The organism is Bradyrhizobium sp. CCBAU 11386 (genome assembly GCF_028128955.1).
GTDB lineage: Bacteria > Pseudomonadota > Alphaproteobacteria > Rhizobiales > Xanthobacteraceae > Bradyrhizobium.
In genome coordinates this window covers 55,073-76,362 of record NZ_LBKA01000235.1, presented here as the reverse complement: position 1 = coordinate 76,362, position 21,290 = coordinate 55,073, and the positions used below count along the sequence as shown (strand labels likewise).

Sequence of the window (21,290 nt, the reverse complement as noted above, 5' to 3'; positions counted from 1 at the left end):
GCATGATGCGGCTTGGCCGCTTCATGCCGAAGCCGGACCGCGACGGGGTGGAATGGCGCAGCCGACCTTCTTCACAAAGCCGCCTGCGACGGCGCTGGTCGATATTGCCACGCTGACAAAGGCGCTGCTGGTCGACCCCTCCAGGGGCGATCACGTCATCACGGGCCTGGCTTCGCTCGACGAAGCCGGCCCGATGCATCTGGCGTTCTTCGACAACCTCAAATATGCCGATCAGCTCAAGGCGACCAGAGCGGGCGCCTGCCTGGTCAGCCCGCGCTTCGAGGCCCAGGTGCCCGCGCATGTGGCCGTGCTGCGGGCGGCGCAGCCGTTCCGCGCCTTCGTCAGGATCGCGCGGGAATGGCACGGCGACGCGCTGAGGCCACAATCCTGGGTCGGCAATGACGGCATCGCGCCGTCGGCCATCATCGATCCCACGGCGCGCCTCGAGGACGGTGTGGTCGTCGACCCGCTGGCGGTCATCGGTGCGGATGTCGAGATCGGCAGCGGCACGGTGGTCGGCGTCGGCGCCGTGATCGGCCCCGGCGTCAAGATCGGCCGGGACTGCAATGTCGGCGCCCGCACCGCCATCCAGTGCGCGCTGATCGGCAACAACGTGCTGATCCACCCGGGCTGCTCGATCGGCCAGGACGGCTACGGCTTCATCTTCTTCGGCCCCGAGGGGCACCTGAAGGTGCCGCAGACCGGGCGCGTGCTGATCCAGAACAATGTGGAGGTCGGCGCCGGCACCACCATCGATCGCGGCTCCCTGCGCGACACCGTGATCGGCGAGGGCACCAAAATCGACAACCAGGTCCAGATCGGCCACAATGTGACGATCGGCCGGAATTGCCTGCTGGCGGCCCAGATCGGGCTGGCCGGCAGTCTGACCATCGGCGACAACGTGGCGCTGGGAGCAAAGGTTGGCATCAACAATCACCTCAAGATCGGCGACGGGGCCCAGGTCACCGCGATGAGCGGCGTCAAGGACGACATCCCGCCGAACGGACGCTGGGGTGGTTTCTTTGCCAAGCCGACCAAGCAGTGGTTCAAGGAGATCATCGCGGTGGAGCGCCTGGTACGCGACAGCAAGGCCGATCCGAAGGACGAGGGACGGGAATGACGGAGGAATCACCTGTTAGGTTCGAGCTGGTGGACATCAACGCGATCCTCCAGACGCTGCCGCACCGCTTTCCGATGCTGCTGATCGACCGCGTGATCAACATCCGCGCCGATTACAGCGGCATCGGCATCAAGAACGTCACCTTCAACGAGCCGGCCTTCCAGGGACATTTCCCCGAGCGCCCGGTCTATCCCGGCGTGATGATGATCGAGGCGATGGCGCAGACGGCGGGCGTGATCGGCATCAAGTCGGTCGAGGGCACCGAGAAACCGCGCGCGGTCTATTTCCTCACGATCGACAAGTGCAAGTTCCGCAAGCCCGTGCTGCCCGGCGATACCATCGAGTATCACATGCGCTCGCTCGGCCGCCGCAAGACCATGTGGTGGTTTCACGGCGACGCCAAGGTCAACGGCCAGGTCGTCGCGGAAGCCGACGTCGGCGCCATGCTGACGGACTGAGCGGCTTACGGCCCGCACGGCGGGCTCACGCGCCGCAATCGTAGCGGCTGCCCGCTGCCTCGCGTCTGATATTCCGGTTGAAGAACTGGCCCATGGACGGCGCGCCCAGGAGGCCGTCGACCGTATCGGGATCCACGCCGCAATAGCGATCATACGCGCCGTTGATCGCGACGATCAGATCCTGTTGTGCGCGGTCGTAGCAGACGCGCTGGAGCACCGTGCTGCGGGTGATGTCGCGGCATTCGAATGTCGCGAGGTCGATGGGGCGGTGTCCGCCGGTCTCCACCGTCTCGGAGACGACCGGTGCGGTCGCCAGCTGTGCGAGCAGCATTGCCAGGGCCCTGACCACGATACCTGAAGCTCCGCATGAACGTGTTGATGGGTCGCGAAGGCCGCCTCATCCGGCACGTGAAACACGCCGAGATGATACGTCACTGGACAGATCGGGCATAGTCGGGCTAACCAGCGGAAAACCGAGCGACTTCAACACATAACCAGACCTTCTTGACGAGTTAGATTGCTTGATGAGCAAGATTGATCCCACCGCACGGGTCGAGGACGGCGCCGTGATCGGCGAGGGTACCGAGATCGGTCCCTACTGCATCATCGGCCCCAATGCCGTGATCGGCGCGAACTGCAAGCTGATCGGACATGTGCATGTCACGGCGCAGACCACCATCGGCGATGATTGCACCATCTATCCCTTTGCCTCGCTCGGCACGCCACCGCAGTCGCTCAGCTACCGTGGCGAGCTGACGAAGCTCAAGATCGGCTCGGGCTGCACTATCCGCGAATCCGTGACCATGAATGCCGGCACCGTCGCCGGCGGCGGCATCACCACGGTCGGCGATCGCGGCTATTTCATGAATTGCAGCCATGTCGGCCATGACTGCCATGTCGGCAATGACGTGATCTTCGCGACCTCGGCGACGCTCGGCGGTCACTGCGAGATCGGCGACTTCGTCTTCATCGGCGGCCTGTCCGCGGTGCACCAGTTCACGCGCATCGGGCCGCAGGTCATGGTGGGCGGTGTGTGTGGCGTACGCGACGACATCATTCCGTTCGGGCTGGTCAATGGCCAGTATGCCGTGCTTGAGGGCCTCAACCTGATCGGCATGAAGCGGCGCAAGTTCACCAAGCAGCGGCTTGCGACCGTGCGCGCGTTCTACCAGAAACTCTTCCACGGCCCCGGCACCTTTGCCGAGCGGCTCGAAGCGTCCAGGCCGCTCGCCGGCGAGGATCCGGCGATTGCCGAGATCCTCGGCTTCATCGGCAAGGGCAAGCGTCCGCTCTGTCTTCCCGCCATTGCGAAGTGAACCTGCGATGGCCGCGGACATGACATCGGCGGCGGCAGGGATTTCATCGCCGGTCGGCGTGGTCGCAGGCGGCGGCGCCATGCCGTTTGCGGTCGCCGACTCGCTCGCCGCGCGCGGCATCGCGCCGGTGCTGTTTCCGCTGCGCGGCGCCTGCGATCCGGTGCAGGTGGAGAAATTCCGCCACCGCTGGATCTCGGTCGGCCAGCTCGGGCGCGCGATGCGGCTGTTCCGCGAGGAAGGCTGCCGCGACCTGATCTTCATCGGCACCCTGGTGCGGCCTTCGCTCTCGGAGATCCGGTTCGACTTCACGACGTTGCGGCTGCTCGGCAATGTCATCCGCGCCTTTCGCGGCGGCGACGATCATCTGTTGTCCGGCGTCGGGCGCATTCTCGAACAAGGCGGTTTTCGCATGGTCGGGATCAAGGACGTTGCGCCCGACCTCTTGATGCCCGAGGGCTGCATCAGCCGCGCCTGGCCGAGTGACACCAGCAAGACCGACATCGAGCGCGGCCGCGCGGTCCTGACCGCGCTCGGGCTGTTCGACATCGGCCAGGCTGTCGTGGTGATCGACGGCCATGTGGTGGCGGTCGAGGATATCGAGGGCACCGACGCGCTGCTCGCGCGCGTCGCGCGGCTGCGCGAGGAGGGCCGCATTCGCGCGGCGACGGGCCGCGGCGTGCTGGTGAAGGCCCCAAAGAGCAGCCAGGATCTGCGTTTCGACCTGCCGACGATTGGCCCGCGTACCATCGAGGGCGTCGCCGGAGCCGGCCTTGCCGGCATCGCCGTGATCGCCGGCAACACCATCGCCGCCGAGCCGCAGGCGATGATCGCGCTCGCCGACGCCAAGTACCTCTTCATCATCGGCCTGCCGGCGTGATGCAGGGGCGCGATCCCAAGCGGAAGATCTTCCTGATCGCCACGGAGGAATCCGGCGACCGGCTCGGCAGCGCCTTGATGAAGGTGCTGCGCCAGCGCCTCGGCGACGGCGTGCAGTTCGAGGGCGTCGGCGGCCGCACCATGGCGCGCGAGGGGCTCGAGACCCTGTTTCCGATCGAGGAGCTGTCGATCGTCGGTTTCGCCGCGGTGGTGCAGCAATTGCCGAAGATCCTGCGCTTGATCCGCGAGACCGCGGACGCCGTGCTGGAGGCTGCGCCCGATGCGCTCGTCATCATCGACAGCCCGGATTTCACCCATCGCGTCGCCCGGCGCGTGCGAGCGCGCAATCCTGCGATTCCGATCGTCGACTACGTCTCGCCGCAGCTCTGGGCCTGGCGGCCGGGACGGGCGCGGACCATGCTCGGCTATGTCGATCATGTCCTCGGCCTGTTGCCGTTCGAGCCGGAGGAATACCGCAAGCTCGGCGGGCCGCCATGCAGCTATGTCGGCCATCCCCTGATCGAGCAATTGGGCTCGCTGCGGCCGAATGCGGAGGAGCAGAAGCGCCGCGACGGCGAACCGCCGGTGCTGCTGGTGCTGCCCGGCAGCCGCCGTAGCGAGATCCGGCATCATATCGAGGTGTTCGGCGCGGCGCTCGGCCGGTTGCAGGCGGAGGGGCGCGCGTTCGAGCTGATGCTGCCGACCATGCCGCATCTCGAAGCCACCGTCCGCGAAGCCATCGCGAGCTGGCCGGTCAAGCCCCAGATCGTGATCGGCGAGGCCGAGAGGCGCACCGCCTTCCGGATCGCGCACGCTGCGCTGGCGAAGTCCGGCACGGTCACGCTGGAGCTGGCGCTGTCGGGCATTCCGATGGTGACGGCCTATCGCGTCGGCGCCATCGAGGCCTTCATCCTGCGCCGTGCGATCCGCGTCTCCTCGGTGATCCTTGCCAATCTCGTGATCGGTGAGGACGTCATCCCGGAGTTTTTGCAGGAAGACTGCACGCCGGAGAAACTCGCACCGGCGCTCGCCGACGTGCTGACGGAGACGCCGCTGCGCGAGCGGCAAGTCGAAGCCTTCGCCCGGCTCGACACCACCATGTCGACCGGCAACAAGTCGCCGAGCGTGCTCGCCGCCGACGTCGTGCTCGCGACGATGCGGAAGGGGCGGCGGTAGACGACGGTCTTGTAGGGTGGGCAAAGTAAAAGCGTGCCCACCATGCCTTTCTCGGTGGCGCAGAGATGGTGGGCACGCTGCGCTTTGCCCACCCTACGATACTCTTCCGGATCACGCTCTAACCCAAGCCGCCGTCGACCTGAAAACACTGGCGCGTGATGCGCTGGCTTGCATCGGAGGCGAGGTACAGCGCCATGTTGGCGATGTCGTCGGGCGTAACTGCATCCGGAATGGCCTGACGCGTGCGAATTTCGGCGATGGTCTGCTCGTCGGGATACCACAGCCGGCGCTGGCGTTCGGTGATCACCATCCCGGGCGCAATGGCGTTGACGCGGATGCGGTCGGGACCGACCAGCCGCGCCAGCGAGTTGGTGAAGCCGACGATCGCCGCCTTTGCCGCAGCGTAGACCGGCAGCGCCGGCGCGCCGCGTATCCAGGCGATCGACGACATGTTGATGATCGAGCCGCCGCCGCGCGCCTGCATCTGCGGCACCACGGCTTGTGCGGCGAAGAAGACGTGCTTGAGGTTGACGCCGATCATCCAGTCGAACTCGGATGGCGTTACCTCGGCCAGCACCTGCCGCTGGTCGTTGGCGGCATTGTTGACGAGGACCGCGGCATTGCCAAGCGACCGGTGGACCTGCCCGATCGCGTCCCGCATGGCGTCGATGTCCAGGAGATCGCAGGGCACGAACAATGGTGCGGTGCCGGACGCGGCCGCCACCTCCGCGGCCAGCGACCCGCCGGCCGCTTCGTCGATATCGAGAAACGCGACGCGGGCGCCTTGGGCCGCGAAGGCTCGCACGAAGGCGGCGCCGATGCCGCTGGCGCCACCGGTGATCAGCACCACGCGGTCCGCGAGGCCGGCATAGCTCGTCTGGGTCATGCGATCAGTCGCTCCGTCTCGGGGTCGAACAGGCAGATGCGGCGGGTGTCGAGCGCGAAGGGGGCAGGGGCGCCCGGCGCGGGGCGGACGTCCGGCGAGAGGCGCGCCTGTGCGGGCTCGCCGCCAAGCCGCAACAGGACGATGGTTTCGGCGCCGGTCGGCTCGATCATCTCGACCGGTGCCGTCACGAGAACCGGCGCATTGCCCGAGAAGACGCGGCCGCCCTCGGCGATGCATTCCGGCCTGATCCCGAACACGACCTCGCGGCCGACAAAGGGCGCCGCAGCGTCATATCCCTGGAGGCGCAGACGAACCTCGTCCGGTCGCCCCGCGCCGATCACGACCACCGGCCCGTCGCCGTCGGCCTCGAGCCGTGCAGGCATCGTGTTCATGGGCGGTGAGCCCATGAAGCGGGCGACGAACAGATTGGCGGGATAACGGTACACGGTGTCAGGGTCGGCAAACTGCTGCACGCTGCCCTGATGCATCACCGCGATCCGGGTCGCCATCGTCATTGCTTCGATCTGGTCGTGGGTGACGTAGACGATGGTGGCGCCGATGCGCTGGTGCAGGCGCTTGATCTCCATTCGCATCTCGACGCGCAGCTTGGCATCGAGATTGGAGAGCGGCTCGTCGAACAGGAAGAGCAGGGGATCGCGCACCAGCGCCCGGCCCATCGCCACGCGCTGGCGCTGGCCGCCGGACAGTTGCGACGGCTTGCGGCCGAGCAGCGGCTCGATCTGGAGCAGCCGGGCCACGTTCGTCAGCGCCTTCTCCTGCTCCGCCTTCGGTACGTGGCGGCATTCCATGCCGAAGGTGATGTTCTGGCGCACCGTCATCGAGGGATAGAGCGCGTAGGACTGGAACACCATGGCGATGTCGCGGTCCTTTGGCGGGACGTCGTTGACGACGCGCCCGCCGATCTCGATCGTTCCCGCGCTCGCACGGTCGAGCCCGGCGACGATGTTGAGCAGCGTGGACTTGCCGCAGCCGGACGGTCCGACCAGCACGGTGAACTCGCCGCTCTCGATATCGAGATCGATCCCTTTCAGCACTTCCAGGTTGGCGTAGCGCTTGGACAGGGCGCGAATGCTTAGTGCTGCCATGACAAATCCATCATTTCACAGCCCCGGCGGTAAGGCCGCGTACGAAATACCTGCCGCCGAACAGATAGATCAACAAGGTGGGCAGGGCTGCGATGATCACCGCGGCGCTCTGCACGCCATGCTGCGGGATATCGGCGATTGCGGCGGAGAGCGCGATCAGAGCGGCCGTGACGGGCTGCTGCTGGCCGGTCGTGAAGGTCACGCCGTAGAGGAACTCGTTCCAGATATGCGTGAACTGCCAGATCACGGTGACGATCAGGATGGGCGCCGAGAGCGGCAGAATGATGCGCCAGAAGATACGAAAGAACCCGGCGCCATCGATGCGCGCGGCCCTGATCAATTCATGGGGAATGGCGACATAGTAGTTCCGGCAGAACAGCGTGGTGAAGGAGAGCCCCTGGATCGTGTGAATCAGCACGAGACCGGTCAGCGTGTTGATGAGGCCGGTGTCTCGCAGCACGATGGTCCAGGGAAGCAGGCGCATCTGCTGGGGCAGGAAGAGGCCAAGGGTCACGATGCCGTAGATCCAGTTGTCGCCGCGAAAGCGCCAGAGCGACACGGCGTAACCGGCGATCGCACCCAGCATGGTCGAGAAAATCGTCGCTGGGATCGTGACGAGCGCGGAGTTCAGCACGTAGGGCCGGATGCCGGCGCAGGTCTCGGCGACGCAGAAACCGCTCCAGGCAGTCAGATAGTTGCTCCAGGCCCATTGTTTCGGCCAGCCGATCATCGAGGCCTGGGCGATCTCCTCGTTCGTGCGGAGCGAGTTCAGCACCACAACAGCCAGTGGCGCGAGATAGGCAGCCGCCATCAATGAAACGATGAGATAGATCAGAATCCGGCCCGGCGCGAAGGTTCGGTCACGCATGGGTCGCCCGCCGTCGCTGGGCATAACGCCACGCTGCATAGGGCAGCAGCACCGCGAGAAGAATGAGCAGCATGAGCACCGCCGCCGCCGCACCCCGGCCGAGTTGGCCGCGCTGGAACATGAGATCGTAGACGACAAGGGCCGGCAGCTGGGTCGCAATTCCGGGCCCGCCATTGGTGAGCGCGCGGACGAGGTCGAAGGCCGAGATCGCGAACTGCAATTGGACGACGACGACGGTGATGGTGATCGGCCAGAGCGTCGGCAGGATGACGCGCCAATAGGTCCGGATCGGTCCAGCGCCGTCGATCTGCGCGGCCTTGATGATGTCGGCGTCGACGGAGCGAAGGCCGGCCAGGAAGAGCGCCATGGCGAAGCCCGAGGATTGCCAGATCGCAGCGATCACAATCGTCCAGATCGCCATGTCGCGGTCGACCAGCCAGTCGAACCGGAAGGAGGTCCAGCCGAGATCGTGGACGAGCTTCTGGATCCCGATGCCGGGATTGAGCAGCCAGCTCCAGACCGTGCCGGTGACGACGAACGACACCGCCAGGGGGTACAGGAAGATGGATCGCAGCACGTTCTCGCCGCGAATGCGCTGATCGAGCAGGATCGCCAGCATGAGGCCGGTGATCAAACTCAGCAGCACGAAAGCGCTGCCAAACAGCAGCAGATTGTCGAAGGCAATCTGCCAGTTTCGCGACGACATGACTGCCGTGTAGTTACGTAGACCCACCCAACCCGAGACCGGGACAAGAGTGGAGGGCGTGAACGAAATCCAGATCGTCCAAAGCGAAAACGAAATGAGATGCGCGGCCGACAATAGCAGTGGCACCCAGATCATCAGATACTCTGGCAGCCGGCCGACCGCGCCTGATATCGCCCGCCGGCCGGGCCGCGCTTCTGTGGAGACGGCGTCGGTCAACGCGAACCCTCGACGGCCTCGGCGAGGCGGGTGACCGCCTGCTCCGGCGTAATCGTCTTGTTCTTGGCGTATTCGGTGAGCACGTCGATTATCGCGGCGGTCAGGCCGTTTTCCTGCGCCATGTTGTGCGCGAGGCTCAGGACGGCCTGATTATTGGAGACGGCGTCTTTCAGAGCTGCAGCAGTCCGCCGTTGACCGTCCGACCAGCCTTCACCTGAAAGATCGACATCGGTGCGCACGGGGATCGATCCCGTGATCTGCGAATACATGGTCTGGATCGCCGGATCCATGACGAGCTGGGCCATCAGCATCTGACCGGCCTGCAGGTCGGGCTCCTTGCGTTGCCAGAATATGAAGGCATCGGCATTCAGCAGGAAGACCGGCTTGCCATTGTCGCTGGGGCCCGGCGCGATCATGAAGTCGTCGAACTTGAAACCGGCGTTGCGCAACACGCCCTGCGCCCACCCGCCCATGATCATCATGCCCATGTCGCCGTCGATGAAGCGCTTCAGGTTGGTGGCATAGGGTTGGGCGCCGACATTGGGGTCCATCCATTGGGTGATCTTGCGCATCTGTGCAAAGGCGGCCTTGATCTCGGGACCCTCCAGGGCCTTCTTGTCGAGATTCATGATGGCTGCGCGGTATGCGGCGGGACTGATGCCCGCCAGAGAGGCCTCGAATTTCTGCCCATCGTCGGGCCGGGTGCCGCCGTTGGCGATGGGATAGGTGACGCCGCCAGCCTTCATCTTCTCGGCGAGATCGTTGAAGTCAGCCCAGGTGACGGGGATCTTGTCGGCCTTGGCTTTGTCCATCGCACGTTTGGAGAGAAACAGCATGTTGGTGCTGTAGATCTGCAACGGCAGTGCAATCCATTTGCCCCCCGGCTTATGCAATCGGGCAAGGTCCGGAGCGACTACCTTTTCGTAGCCGGCGGCAGCAACGAGGGCGTCGAGATCGACGGTCGGGGCAATCTTCGACCAGGCCGCAATCTCGGGGCCCTTGAGCTGCGAGCAGGCCGGCGGATCGCCGGCAATGATCTGAGCGCGCAGCTTGTTCATCATCTCGGTGGTGAACCCGGGGACGGGCGAGTGTTGCCAGACCCCGCCTTTCTCCTCGAATTTCTTGCCGAGCGCCGTGATGGCCGCCCCGTCGCTGCCGGCGGACCATTGCGAGATCGCGGTCAGGCGCGGCTTGACTGCGCCTTGGGCGCGGGCAAATGCCGGCAGCGCGAGCGCGGCAGCAGTTCCAGCGAGCAGACGGCGCCTTGTTGTTGTGATCGGCATGGCAAGTTCCTCCCGGTGTGAACTTTTTTGCGCGAGAGCCGCGCAGCTTCAGGGCATCTCAGGCGGCCTCCGTCGATGCGGCGGGCATACCGCCGCGGCAAGCGAGGCAGAAAGCAGCGAACGCCAGCGCGGCCCGCGGATCATTGCCGTTCGACGGCGGCACGAAAGCGAGCGAGACCTGCGCATGCTGCGGGCCGCCGAGCAGGCTGGCGTCGATGCCGTCGACCAGCGCCTTCCGATCATCCTCCGCAAGCAGCGACGGCCAGCCGCTGATTGCAACGCCGCGACATGGCTTGACGTTCAGCGTGTTGCCGATCGCAAGCCCGAGCCGGAACAGCCGACGGCGCAGTTCCTGGCGAACGCGCGCTGAGAGCGGGATCGCAGTCACCCAATCGTTGCCGAGCTGAAGCAATTCGGCTTCGGAAACACCAAGGAGCTCGGCCAGGGCGGGAAGCGACGTATAGGCTTCGACGCAGCCGTGATGGCCGCAGCGGCAACGCGGTCCGTCGGTGCCGAACACCATGTGGCCGAGTTCGACCGGCTGGAGGGCATCGGCTTCGGTCGGATCGTCCACCCAGGTGCCTGCGACGCCCTGGCCGACGAAGACGAAGAGATGCGCACCGCTGAACGGATAGTTCTCCCTGCGGCAGCGGTGAAAGGTGGCGTGGGCGACGACCGAATTGGTGAACTCGACCGGCACGCCGGCAAACATCTGGCCGAGCATGGCGCTGATACGCCCGACGTCGCAGGGAATGATCGGATTGGTCGATATGCTCAGCCGGCCGAGGCCCGGAATGGAGACGCCGATCTGTGCAAGCGTGATGCGGCGGCGCCGCGTCCAGTCGCGCAGCAATGTCAACGCTTCGCGAAACACCCGGCCGACGGACTCGATTGTGGGCTTTTCCGGCAGCGCCACACGCTCCGTATGGTGCAACTCGCCGGACATTGTTCCAACGCCGACGCTGAGCCACTGGCCGGTCAGCTCGACGGCCGCAAGCGCCACCGAACCATCGAGCGACACGAGGCCCGTCGGGCCGCCGACGTAAGGCGCAGGGCGCCGCACCTCCTCGATCAGGCCTTCGGCCTTCAGATCAAACAGGATGCGCGACAGGCTCGCTTCCGACAAGCGCACCGCCTTGGCCAGAGGCGGGCGAAACGAACCGCCCGACTGAAGCAGATGAGTCAAAATGGCAGCGCGCGTCTGCCGCCGACTTCTCGGCTGCTCCGGCATTTCCATCCCTATCGTCATTCTTACTTAGTGTAAGAATTTGCGCGCGGAACGTTTCGCCTGTCAAGGCGCTTGGTGCGCGATACATCGACTTGTTGTTGTGCGCGGCAGCAAGATCGGATCGCAATCCACGCTCGACGCCACTGCTTTGGTCGTCGGCAGCGCAGGGGAGCGACACCGCTCAGGCAAGACGTGCGACGTCGACGATGATCCGTTTGCGGTTGTCCGGGTCGACCAGGACAGGCAACTCGTTCCCGGCGGCGGTTCGGTTCTCGCGTCGGCTCGAGCTGCTGAATGACATGCGTGTGACCGCTTCCCAACCCGGTCCGCCGTTGGGGTCGTTCACCGCGAGGGCGATGTCCCACGTCCCGCCCGGCGCGCTGCTCGGTTGCACCTGGTGCGCGGTCATCACCTTGGCCGTGGTCGGGACCAGGCCGAGGGCTGCGGCGCCACCGGCTAGCGCGATCTCCATCTGCTGCGGCGTCAGGCCATTGACCAGCGCCGGCGACGATGCCGAGTGCTCCACCTCGCGCCAGACGCGGGGAAACGGCCGGTGGCTGGACGGGTCGGCCTGCTCGCCGCGCAAATGCTCCGCGAGCCTTTCGGCAGCTTCTCGTCCGGTCGGCACCAAATCCCATTCGATCCTGAACCGTGTGGGATCAGCGAGGTCCACGGTGACGGGAAGCACCGTCCCGGGGTGCGGCCATTTCGGCTTGGGAACGTCATAACCGCTGTACCGCACCGCAGTCGCCGCGACGCGCTCCGCGGTGACGACCCCATCAATGTCGCACCGGGGATAAAGCACCATCTCGCCGGCCGCATCGGGGAACGGCGAACAGGTCACGACCTGCAACCAGCCATCCACCGGGTTCGTGATCCGCATCGGCTCGCCCTGCGCTTTGCCAGCTGTTCTCGGTATCCTGCCAAATAAAAACGGCGCCATCGCGAGATGGCGCCGTTTCGAAAGCCGTGTTGGCTATAGTCCTACTTGCGATCCTTGATCGCGACGTAGTCGCGGCGGGTGACGCCGGTGTAGAGCTGGCGCGGACGGCCGATCTTCTGCTGCGGATCCTCGATCATCTCGCTCCACTGGCTGATCCAGCCGACGGTGCGGGCGACCGCGAACAGCACGGTGAACATCGAGACCGGGAAGCCCATCGCCTTCAGCGTGATGCCCGAATAGAAATCGACGTTCGGGTAGAGCTTGCGGTCGATGAAGTACTGGTCGCTGAGCGCGATCTTTTCGAGCTCCATCGCCACCTTCAGCATCGGATCGTCGCCATGGCCGGTCTCCTTGAGCACGGCGTGACACATCTTCTGCATGATCTTGGCGCGCGGATCGTAGTTCTTGTAGACGCGATGACCGAAGCCCATCAGGCGGACTTCGCTGTTCTTGTCCTTCACCTTGGCGATGAACTCGGGGATCTTGTCCACGCTGCCGATCTCGGCGAGCATCGCAAGGGCTGCTTCGTTGGCGCCGCCATGCGCCGGGCCCCAGAGGCAGGCGATGCCGGCGGCGATGCACGCGAACGGGTTGGCGCCGGAGGAGCCGGCGATGCGCACCGTCGAGGTCGAGGCGTTCTGCTCGTGGTCGGCGTGCAGGATGAAGATCTTGTCCAGCGCGTCAGCCAGCACCGGGTTGATCTTGTACTCCTCGCACGGCACGGCGAAGCACATGTGCAGGAAGTTCTCGGCGAACTTCAGCGAGTTCTTCGGGTACACGAAGGGCTGGCCGACGGTGTACTTGTAGGCCATCGCCGCCAGGGTCGGGATCTTCGCGATCATGCGCATGGAAGCGATCATGCGCTGCTTGGGATCGTTGATGTCGGTGGAGTCGTGATAGAACGCGGCGAGCGCGCCGACTGCGGCCACCATGATCGCCATCGGATGGGCGTCGCGGCGGAAGCCCTGGAAGAAGCGGGCCATCTGCTCGTGCACCATCGTGTGATGGATCACGCGGTCGTCGAAATCCTTCTTCTGCGCGGCGGTCGGGAGATCCCCGAACAGCAGGAGATAGCAGGTCTCGAGGAAGTCGCCGTTCTCGGCGAGCTGCTCGATCGGATAGCCGCGGTATTCCAGCACGCCCGCGTCGCCGTCGATATAGGTGATCTTAGACTGGCAGCTCGCGGTGGAGGTGAAGCCCGGGTCGTAGGTGAACAGGCCCGACTGGCCGTAGAGCTTGCCGATATCGATGACATCAGGCCCGACGCTGCCGCTGTGGATCGGGAGATCGTAGTTCTTGTTTCCGACCGTCAGCGTGGCGGTCTTATTGCTTGCTTTTGCGTCCATCGTAGGTCCCCGATGTATGGTGAAACGGGCCGGACCCGGAAGGCCCCGATAACATGGTGGGGCAGGCCGGATGTTCCAGAAGGTACGGGGGAGATGGGTATATTATTGCTGTGTGCGCTGCAAGATGGCGCCGCGCATGCTCGACTTACGTCTAGCCTAGGCCCTGACCTAGTCCTTGGCCTGATCCTTAAGCCGGCCCAAACTTTCCTGGCGTCCCAGCACGTCCAAAACCTCAAATATGCCAGGCGACGTGGTCCGTCCGGTCAGCGCCGCCCGCAAGGGTTGAGCGACCGCGCCAAGCTTGAGACTATTTTCCTCGGCAAAGGCGCGTAGCGCAGCTTCCGTCGTGGCGCCGCTCCATGTCTCGACATTCTCCAGCGCGGAATGTAGCTGGCCGATCAGCTTGCGGTTCTCGGGCGTCAGCAGCGCCTGCGCCTTGGGATCGAGCTCCAGCGGCCGGTCGGCGAAGATGAAATAGGCGCTGTCGATCAGCTCGATCAGCGTCTTGGCGCGCTCCTTCAGGGCCGGCATGGCCTTGAGAAGCTGCGCGCGCGTGGTGTCGTTTAACTTGGCCTTAAGCTCGTCGCGGCTGGGCACGACGTGGTCCAGCACGTCCTCGAACATCTTCACGAGTGATTGATCGTCGGCGTGGCGGATGTAATGGCCGTTGAGGTTTTCCAGCTTGGCAAAGTCGAAGCGAGCGGCGGCGCGGCCGACGCCGGCGAGGTCGAACGCGGCGATCATCTCCTCGGTCGAGAATATCTCCTGGTCGCCATGGCTCCAGCCGAGGCGGACGAGGTAGTTGCGGAGCGCGGCCGGGAGGTATCCCATGGCGCGGTAGGCATCGACGCCGAGCGCACCGTGGCGCTTCGACAGCTTCGAGCCGTCCGGGCCGTGGATCAGGGGGATGTGCGACATGCTCGGCAGCGCCCAGCCCATCGCATCATAGATCTGCTTCTGGCGGGCGGCGTTGATCAGATGGTCGTCGCCGCGGATGACGTGGGTGACGCCCATGTCGTGGTCGTCGACCACCACTGCGAGCATGTAGGTCGGGTTGCCATCGCCGCGCAAGAGGACGAGGTCGTCGAGGTTCTCGTTCTGCCAGACCACGCGGCCCTGGACCTGGTCCTCGATCACGGTCTCGCCGGTCTGCGGCGCGCGCAGGCGGATGGTGGGCTTGACGTCGGCTGGCGCCGTGGCCGGGTCGCGGTCGCGCCATAGGCCGTCATAGAGGCGGGTGCGGCCCTCCGCGCGCGCCTTCTCGCGCATGGCGGTGAGCTCCTCGGCGGTGGCGTAGCAGCGGTAGGCCTTGCCGTCGGCGAGCAGCTGCTCGGCGACCTCGCGGTGGCGGGCGGCGCGGCTGAACTGGTAGATGACGTCGCCATCCCAGCCGAGCTCGAGCCACTTCAACCCGTCGAGGATGGCGCCGATCGCGGCCTCGGTGGAGCGCTCCCGGTCGGTGTCCTCGATCCGGAGCAGCATCTTGCCGCCATGCTTCTTCGCATAGAGCCAGTTGAACAGCGCCGTGCGGGCGCCCCCGATATGGAGGAAGCCGGTCGGGGAGGGAGCAAAGCGGGTGACGACGGAATCGGTCATTCTTGGCAGGGCCTATGCATTGGAAGCGGTGGTGTATAGCAGGACCAGAGCATAACTAAAGCCCGGCGGCGGACCTGCTAGGCCTTGCTTAAGCTCTTGGCTCGGCCACGCGAATTTGGCAGAAGGACCGCTGATTTCCCTACAGGATTTTCGTAATGACAGAACCGGTGGCAGCTGAGGTTGGGCGCGATTTCATTCGTGACATCATCCAGGCCGATCTCGATCAGGGCAATTACCAGGAGATCGTGACCCGGTTCCCGCCGGAGCCGAACGGCTACCTGCATATCGGCCACGCCAAGTCGATCGCGCTCAATTTCGGCATTGCCCAGGAGTTTCCGGGTCGCTGCCACCTGCGCTTCGACGACACCAATCCGGTCAAGGAAGAGCAGGAATATATCGATTCCATCCAGGCCGACGTGCGCTGGCTCGGCTTCGATTGGGGCAAGAACCTGTTCTTCGCCTCGGATTATTTCGACCGCCTGTACGAATGGGCGGAACAGCTGATCCGCGACGGGCTCGCCTATGTCGACGACCAGACACAGGAGGAGATCCGCACCTCCCGCGGCACGCTGACCGAGCCCGGCAAGAACTCGCCGTTCCGCGACCGCGGCGTGGACGAGAATCTCGACCTGTTCCGCCGCATGAAGGAGGGCGAATTCCCCAACGGCGCGCGGGTGCTGCGGGCCAAGATCGACATGGGGGCGGGCAACATCAACCTGCGCGATCCCGTGCTCTACCGCATCCTGCATGCGCACCATCCGCGCACCGGGACCAAGTGGAGCATCTATCCGAGCTACGACTATGCCCACGGCCAGTCGGACGCGATCGAGGGCATCACGCATTCGATCTGCACGCTGGAGTTCGAGGACCACCGGCCGCTCTACGACTGGTTCATCGAAAAACTGCCGGTGCCGTCGAAGCCGCACCAGTACGAGTTCGCGCGGCTGAACCTGACCTACACGCTCTTGTCCAAGCGCGTGCTGACCCAGCTCGTGCGCGAAGGCCATGTCGCCGGCTGGGACGATCCGCGCATGCCGACCATGGCGGGCATGCGCCGTCGCGGTGTGCCGCCGGCGGCGCTGCGTGAATTCGTCAAGCGTATTGGCGTCGCCAAGGCCAACAGCGTGGTCGATGTCGGCATGCTCGAATTCTGCATCCGCGAGGAGCTGAACCGCACCGCGCAGCGCCGCATGGCGGTGCTGAAGCCGCTCAAGGTCGTGATCGAGAACTATCCGGAAGGGCAGACCGAGGAGCTCGACGCGATCAACCATCCCGACGATCCCTCCGCCGGTACACGGAAGATTACGTTCGGCCGCGAGCTCTATATCGAGCAGGACGACTTCATGGAGAACCCGCCCAAGAAGTTCTTCCGGCTGTCGCCGGGCAACGAGGTTCGGCTGCGCTACGCCTATTTCGTCAAGTGCACCGGGGTGATCAAGAACGATGCCGGTGAGGTGGTGGAGCTGCGCTGCACCTACGATCCCGCGACCAGGGGCGGCAATGCGCCCGACGGCCGCAAGGTCAAGGCGACCATGCACTGGCTGCCGGCGGCAGCCTCGAAGCCGGCGGAGATCCGCATCTATAACCAGCTGTTCGCCAATCCGAGCCCGGACGCCTCGAACTTCGCGGCCGATCTCAATCCGCAGTCACTGGAGATTCTCTCCGACGCGCGGATCGAGGCATCGGTCGCGGAGAGCAATGCGACCGAGCCGATGCAGTTCGAGCGCCAGGGCTATTTCGTGCGCGACAAGGACTCGACGCCGGGCAAGCCGGTGTTCAGCCGCACCATCGGCCTGCGCGATACGTTCGCGAAGGAAGTCGCGAAAGGTTGAGGCGCTTATGAGCAGTGAAGCCGACGCCATCGTTTCCGCCATCATCGCGAAATGGTGCGCCGGCTTCGCGACGCTCGACGCGGCCGCGCTGTCGTCGCTCTATGCCAAGAGCGCGTTCTTCTTCGGCTCCAACCCAAGGCTCTATCGGGGGCGGGACGGCGTTGCCGACTATTTCAACGGCCTGCCGCGCTGGCGCAGGCCGAGCGCGGTCTTTTCCGAGGTGAACGCGGCGCAGGCCGGGCCTGACCTGATCAACATGGGTGCGACCATCTCGTTCGATCTCGCGGGCGAGCGGGACAACCTCGTCGTCAAGATGAGCTGGGTCATCATGCGCGAGGACGGCGATTGGAAGATCGTCAATCATCACGTCTCGTCGAGGGTCCCGATGATCTAGCAGTGGAGGGCTCTGCCCGTTCCGCCAGGTGCGCGGTCACCGCCCGCTAGATGTCGTAGTAGAGATGGAACTCGTAAGGATGAGGCCGCAGGCGGATCGGGTCGACCTCCTTCTTGCGCTTGTAGTCGAGCCAGGTTTCGATCACGTCGGCGGTGAAGACATCGCCGCGTAGCAGGAATGCGTGATCGCGCTCGAGCGCGTCGAGCGCCTGGTCCAGCGATCCTGGCGTGGACTTCACCTCCTTCGCCTCCGCAGGCGGGAGGTCGTAGAGATTCTTGTCGATCGGGCTGCCGGGGTCGATCTGCTTGTCGATACCGTCGAGGCCAGCCATCAGCATTGCCGCGAAGGCCAGGTAGGGATTGCAGGACGGATCCGGCGAACGAAACTCGACGCGCTTGGCGCGTGGATTCGGCGAATACATCGGAATCCGGCAGCAGGCGGAGCGATTGCGCTGGGAGTAGACGAGGTTGATCGGCGCTTCATAGCCCGGCACCAGACGCCGATACGAATTCGTGGTGGGGGCGCAAAGCCCGCACAACGCCCAGGCGTGGCTCAATAGCCCGCCGATGTAGTAGCGGCCGAGCTGGCTCAACTCGGCGTAGTCACCTTTGTCGTAGAACAGATTGGTCTCACCCTTCCAGAGCGATTGGTGAACGTGCATGCCCGAAGCGTTGTCCTCGAACAGCGGCTTCGGCATGAATGTCGCGGTCTTGCCGTGCTGATGCGCGGTGTTCTTCACCACGTATTTGTAGATCATCAGGTTGTCGGCCATCCGGGTGAGGGTGGTGAAGCGCATGTCGATCTCGTTCTGGCCGCCGGTTGCGACTTCATGGTGATGGGCCTCGATCTGGATCCCCAGAGATTCCATCGTCAGCACCATTTCGGTGCGTAGCGCCTGCATGCTGTCGGTCGGGGGAACGGGAAAGTATCCCTCCTTCGGGCGCGGTTTGTGGCCGAGGTTCGGCCCTTCCTCAGAGCCGGTGTTCCAGCTGCCTTCGCTGGAGTCGACTGCGTGCATGGCGTAGTTGATGCCCTGTGCGTAGCGCACCTCGTCGAAGACGAAGAACTCCGCTTCCGGGCCGAAATAGCTCGTATCGGCGCGCCCGGTGCCCTTAAGGTAGATTTCGGCTTTCTGGGCGATGTAGCGGGCATCCCGGCTATAGGACTGGCCGGTCACGGGGTCGCGGATGTTGCAGATGAGAACCAGTGTTTTGGCCGGACTATAGGGGTCGACGAATGCCGTCGTCGGGTCGGCGACGACCAGCATGTCGCTTTCCTGGATCTCCTTGAAGCCTCGGATCGATGAGCCGTCGAATCCAAAGCCCTCATTGAGTGCATCGGCGTTCACCGCGCTCGGCGGGACGGAAAAATGTTGCCACACCCCCGGCAGGTCGGTGAACCGCAAATCGATCATCTGGACTTTCTCGTCCGTGATCGCCTTCACGAGGTCTTCGGCTGTCGTACATTTCGCAACCATGGCTTCGCTCCCAGGTCAGCGTCCCGAGATCGCGTAGCCGTTCGGCCGCAACCTAGCGGCTCGCGACGGACTGTGGTCCACGTTCGGCGTTGTCGCCGCAGTCAGGCAAGCTTTGCGCGACGGCAGTCAGCTTTGATGTGGCCCGCGCATCAGCTTCATCGCGTCTTCGATGTGCCGCCAAGTTTTTGCCAATTCGAGCTCGCCCTTCTGCTCGAGGTCGATGGCGTTTTGAGCGGCTTCCGCAATGGCCTTGGGGCCATGGGCTTCCAGCAACTGCCGCGCATAGTCGTGGATTTCCATTTCTCGCATGGCGTCATCTCCCTCTTGTTCTGGGCGCGAACCGGGTGGGCCGAGAACGGCAGACATTGACACCTGTCAAGCGCCGATAGTCTGCATCCTGGTGCGCCGCACTTGCAAGGGCCCTTTCCGGGGCATGGGCGGCCGGATGGGGCGCCGGCTCCCAGTCGCGGCAACACAGCGCAGGTCGGAGGGATGGTTCTTCATCGGTCCGCCCCCACATCAATACGAGAAGGGAGGTGAGAATCATGCGCATCCAACATTGGCAAGACGCTGGTAGCCTGTTGGTGGGCGTGTGGCTGGTCCTGTCGTCCTTTATCCTCGGCTTATCCGGGGCTGCTGTCTGGATCACCATCGCACTCGGGCTCGGCGTCATGCTGTTTGCCGTGGAAGCCTTTGTCGTCCCGTCCTACCTGGAAGAGTGGGGCGAAATGCTGCTGGGCTTGGCTCTGGTGCTGGCGCCTTGGTCCATTGGCTATGAGCCCGTATCGGCCACGGTCAGCAGCGTATTGTCGGGCCTGTTGGTGATCTTGCTCGCTGCTTGGGAATTGATAACCGATCGCGACTTCAGTACCTGGTGGCACGATCACTGGCCTCACCGCGCCGGCTGAGACGAGAGGTTGCCGGCTCTTCTCCGACCGCCATCGGCTGGCGGCCGGAGGAGAGGTGATTACGTTACGATGCTGTTCTGGGCTCGATCGGTTGCCAGATGCTGATCTTGCGCGTCTCCGGCATCAGGAAGAGCGCAAGCACGAAGCACACCGCAGGCACCGCAATCGGGTAGATCAGCGCGTAGCCGATGCTGCCGGTCGCGGCGAATGCCGCCGAGGTGATGAACGGCACCAATCCGCCACCCCAACCGTTGCCGATGTGGTACGGCACGGAGACCGACGTGTACCTGATCCTGGCGGGGAAGAATTCCGCCAGAAACGCGCCGACCGGCCCGTACACCATCCCGACATAGCAAACGAGGATGAAGATGATGAAGATCGCGGTCGGATAGTTGATGTTGCCGGGCTGCGTGACCGATCCCAGCCACAGATAGAGCGGATAGTACGTGATCGCGGCGAGCAGCATGCCTCCGAGGATCACCGGCTTGCGGCCGATATGATCCGACAGCCAGCCAAAGAAGATCAGGCTCGGCGTTGCAATGAGCAGCGCGGTTCCCACGATGTAGGCCGAGGTCACCGGGTCCACCTTGGAGACCTGCTGCAGAAAGTACAGCGCCCAGAATTGACCACTGTACCAGACCACGCCCTGTCCGATCAGGACCACGATGGCGATCCCGATGTATTTGACGTTCGAGCTGAGGAAGGCCTCCTTCCACGGATTCCTCGTCATCTGTCCGCGGGCCTTGATCTCCTGGAAGATCGGCGTCTCCTGGAGCTGGAGGCGGATATAGATCGCGATGGCCACCAGCAGGAAGGACACCAGGAACGGAACGCGCCACGCCCATTCGTCGAAGGCCTGATTGCCGGCATAGGTTCGGGTCAGGACGATGACTGCCAGCGACACCACGATCCCGAGAGTCGGAGAGGTCTGTAGCCAGCCGGTGTAGTAGCCGCGCTTGTCGTCCGGCACATGCTCCGCGACATAGGTGATGGCGCCGCCATATTCGCCGCCCAGGCACAGCCCCTGGATCATGCGCAAGCCGAAGAGAAGGAACGCAGCCGCCAGCCCGATGGACTGGTAGGTTGGGATCAATCCGATCGCTCCCGTGCCCAGTCCCATTCCGCTCAGCGTGACGAGAAACGTATATTTGCGGCCGACCCGGTCACCCATCCATCCGAACAGGAATGCCCCCAGCGGACGGATCAGAAATCCTGCCGTGAACAGCGCGATCGTGCTGAGGAGGGCTGCAACCGGGTGGGATTGCTCGAAGAACTTGACCGACAGAACGGCGGCCAGGCTGCCAAAGATATAGAAATCATACCATTCGATGACGTTTCCCACCGACGCAGCAACGATCACGCGGCGGAAATCGTGCGGTACTTGAACTGCCATGTGCTGCTCCTATCAAATTCAAACGCCACTCCTTGCGCATCTCAGCGCCAGTTCGCTCGCGGAGTGCGTTTGGTGTGCGACGCTACAGGCGAGAATTGCGAGTTGCGTCCGCAACGCCTGGTCTCAGAGGAACCTTGAACCACCTGAGAAGAGCTTCGGCGG

General features: G+C 64.3%; 21 protein-coding genes. 8 read left to right on the top strand and 13 right to left on the bottom strand.

The annotated features are described in order from the left end of the window. The first annotated feature begins 52 nt into the window (after positions 1-52). Positions 53-1,120, top strand: coding sequence for a UDP-3-O-(3-hydroxymyristoyl)glucosamine N-acyltransferase (lpxD, locus tag XI09_RS24310; protein ID WP_271569108.1), 1,068 nt, complete (start codon positions 53-55; stop codon positions 1,118-1,120). After that, positions 1,117-1,578 carry a 3-hydroxyacyl-ACP dehydratase FabZ gene (gene fabZ, locus XI09_RS24305; protein WP_092181072.1) on the top strand — a complete coding sequence of 154 codons (462 nt, stop codon included), beginning with the start codon at positions 1,117-1,119 and terminating at the stop codon, positions 1,576-1,578. The genes lpxD and fabZ overlap by 4 nt, the downstream gene beginning before the upstream one ends. A 25-nt stretch (positions 1,579-1,603) precedes the next feature. Here the strand turns inward: fabZ and XI09_RS24300 are convergent, their stop codons facing one another. Further along, positions 1,604-1,927 carry a KTSC domain-containing protein gene (locus XI09_RS24300; RefSeq protein ID WP_271569107.1) on the bottom strand — a complete coding sequence of 108 codons (324 nt, stop codon included), beginning with the start codon at positions 1,925-1,927 and terminating at the stop codon, positions 1,604-1,606. 175 nt (positions 1,928-2,102) lie between these two features. Between XI09_RS24300 and lpxA the strand changes: the two genes are divergently transcribed. The 3 genes from lpxA to lpxB are packed head-to-tail and all read left to right on the top strand — an operon-like array spanning position 2,103 to position 4,946. After that, positions 2,103-2,894: an acyl-ACP--UDP-N-acetylglucosamine O-acyltransferase gene (gene lpxA, locus XI09_RS24295; RefSeq protein ID WP_271569106.1), complete on the top strand. Its 792-nt coding sequence runs from the start codon at positions 2,103-2,105 to the stop codon at positions 2,892-2,894. A 19-nt stretch (positions 2,895-2,913) separates the two neighbouring features. Next, positions 2,914-3,771, top strand: a complete 858-nt coding sequence (locus tag XI09_RS24290) for an LpxI family protein (protein ID WP_271569117.1) — start codon at positions 2,914-2,916, stop codon at positions 3,769-3,771. Continuing rightward, positions 3,768-4,946 carry a lipid-A-disaccharide synthase gene (lpxB, locus tag XI09_RS24285; RefSeq protein ID WP_271569105.1) on the top strand — a complete coding sequence of 393 codons (1,179 nt, stop codon included), beginning with the start codon at positions 3,768-3,770 and terminating at the stop codon, positions 4,944-4,946. Before XI09_RS24290 ends, lpxB begins: the two co-directional genes overlap by 4 nt. 118 nt (positions 4,947-5,064) lie before the next feature. Here lpxB and XI09_RS24280 read toward each other — a convergent pair whose 3' ends face one another. The 9 genes from XI09_RS24280 to gltX all read right to left on the bottom strand — a co-directional run bounded on the left by XI09_RS24280 (position 5,065) and on the right by gltX (position 15,124). Further along, positions 5,065-5,832, bottom strand: coding sequence for an SDR family NAD(P)-dependent oxidoreductase (locus XI09_RS24280; RefSeq protein ID WP_271569104.1), 768 nt, complete (start codon positions 5,830-5,832; stop codon positions 5,065-5,067). Next, a complete protein-coding gene (locus tag XI09_RS24275; protein WP_271569103.1) occupies positions 5,829-6,938 on the bottom strand; it encodes an ABC transporter ATP-binding protein in 1,110 nt (369 codons plus the stop codon). Before XI09_RS24275 ends, XI09_RS24280 begins: the two co-directional genes overlap by 4 nt. 10 nt (positions 6,939-6,948) lie before the next feature. After that, positions 6,949-7,806 carry a carbohydrate ABC transporter permease gene (locus XI09_RS24270; RefSeq protein WP_271569102.1) on the bottom strand — a complete coding sequence of 286 codons (858 nt, stop codon included), beginning with the start codon at positions 7,804-7,806 and terminating at the stop codon, positions 6,949-6,951. Next, the gene (locus XI09_RS24265; protein WP_271569101.1) at positions 7,799-8,728 is read right to left on the bottom strand and encodes a carbohydrate ABC transporter permease; all 930 of its coding nucleotides are present in this window, start codon (positions 8,726-8,728) and stop codon (positions 7,799-7,801) included. The genes XI09_RS24270 and XI09_RS24265 overlap by 8 nt, the downstream gene beginning before the upstream one ends. Further along, the gene (locus XI09_RS24260; RefSeq protein ID WP_271569100.1) at positions 8,725-10,011 is read right to left on the bottom strand and encodes an ABC transporter substrate-binding protein; all 1,287 of its coding nucleotides are present in this window, start codon (positions 10,009-10,011) and stop codon (positions 8,725-8,727) included. The genes XI09_RS24265 and XI09_RS24260 overlap by 4 nt, the downstream gene beginning before the upstream one ends. Positions 10,012-10,069: 58 nt before the next feature. Next, a complete protein-coding gene (locus XI09_RS24255; protein ID WP_271569099.1) occupies positions 10,070-11,248 on the bottom strand; it encodes an ROK family transcriptional regulator in 1,179 nt (392 codons plus the stop codon). 172 nt (positions 11,249-11,420) lie between these two features. After that, positions 11,421-12,122: a hypothetical protein gene (locus tag XI09_RS24250; RefSeq protein ID WP_271569098.1), complete on the bottom strand. Its 702-nt coding sequence runs from the start codon at positions 12,120-12,122 to the stop codon at positions 11,421-11,423. A 101-nt stretch (positions 12,123-12,223) separates the two neighbouring features. Next, positions 12,224-13,528, bottom strand: coding sequence for a citrate synthase (gene gltA / locus XI09_RS24245; protein WP_271569097.1), 1,305 nt, complete (start codon positions 13,526-13,528; stop codon positions 12,224-12,226). A 168-nt stretch (positions 13,529-13,696) separates the two neighbouring features. After that, positions 13,697-15,124 carry a glutamate--tRNA ligase gene (gltX, locus tag XI09_RS24240; RefSeq protein ID WP_271569096.1) on the bottom strand — a complete coding sequence of 476 codons (1,428 nt, stop codon included), beginning with the start codon at positions 15,122-15,124 and terminating at the stop codon, positions 13,697-13,699. Positions 15,125-15,279: 155 nt separating this feature from the next. On the opposite strand from gltX, the gene XI09_RS24235 reads away from it, so the two are divergent. Beyond that, positions 15,280-16,956 carry a glutamine--tRNA ligase/YqeY domain fusion protein gene (locus XI09_RS24235; RefSeq protein ID WP_271569095.1) on the top strand — a complete coding sequence of 559 codons (1,677 nt, stop codon included), beginning with the start codon at positions 15,280-15,282 and terminating at the stop codon, positions 16,954-16,956. 7 nt (positions 16,957-16,963) lie between these two features. After that, positions 16,964-17,350 carry a nuclear transport factor 2 family protein gene (locus XI09_RS24230; protein WP_271569094.1) on the top strand — a complete coding sequence of 129 codons (387 nt, stop codon included), beginning with the start codon at positions 16,964-16,966 and terminating at the stop codon, positions 17,348-17,350. 46 nt (positions 17,351-17,396) lie between these two features. Here XI09_RS24230 and glnA read toward each other — a convergent pair whose 3' ends face one another. Beyond that, positions 17,397-18,827 (bottom strand): type I glutamate--ammonia ligase, encoded by a 1,431-nt coding sequence (glnA, locus tag XI09_RS24225; RefSeq protein ID WP_271569093.1) that lies wholly within the window; start codon positions 18,825-18,827, stop codon positions 17,397-17,399. A gap of 126 nt (positions 18,828-18,953) precedes the next feature. Then, the gene (locus tag XI09_RS24220; protein WP_028171775.1) at positions 18,954-19,136 is read right to left on the bottom strand and encodes a hypothetical protein; all 183 of its coding nucleotides are present in this window, start codon (positions 19,134-19,136) and stop codon (positions 18,954-18,956) included. Between the two features lie 236 nt (positions 19,137-19,372). Between XI09_RS24220 and XI09_RS24215 the strand changes: the two genes are divergently transcribed. After that, the gene (locus XI09_RS24215) at positions 19,373-19,735 is read left to right on the top strand and encodes an SPW repeat protein (protein ID WP_271569092.1); all 363 of its coding nucleotides are present in this window, start codon (positions 19,373-19,375) and stop codon (positions 19,733-19,735) included. 64 nt (positions 19,736-19,799) lie between these two features. Here the strand turns inward: XI09_RS24215 and XI09_RS24210 are convergent, their stop codons facing one another. Then, a complete protein-coding gene (locus XI09_RS24210) occupies positions 19,800-21,128 on the bottom strand; it encodes an MFS transporter (RefSeq protein ID WP_271569091.1) in 1,329 nt (442 codons plus the stop codon). Between the last annotated feature and the right edge of the window lie 162 nt (positions 21,129-21,290).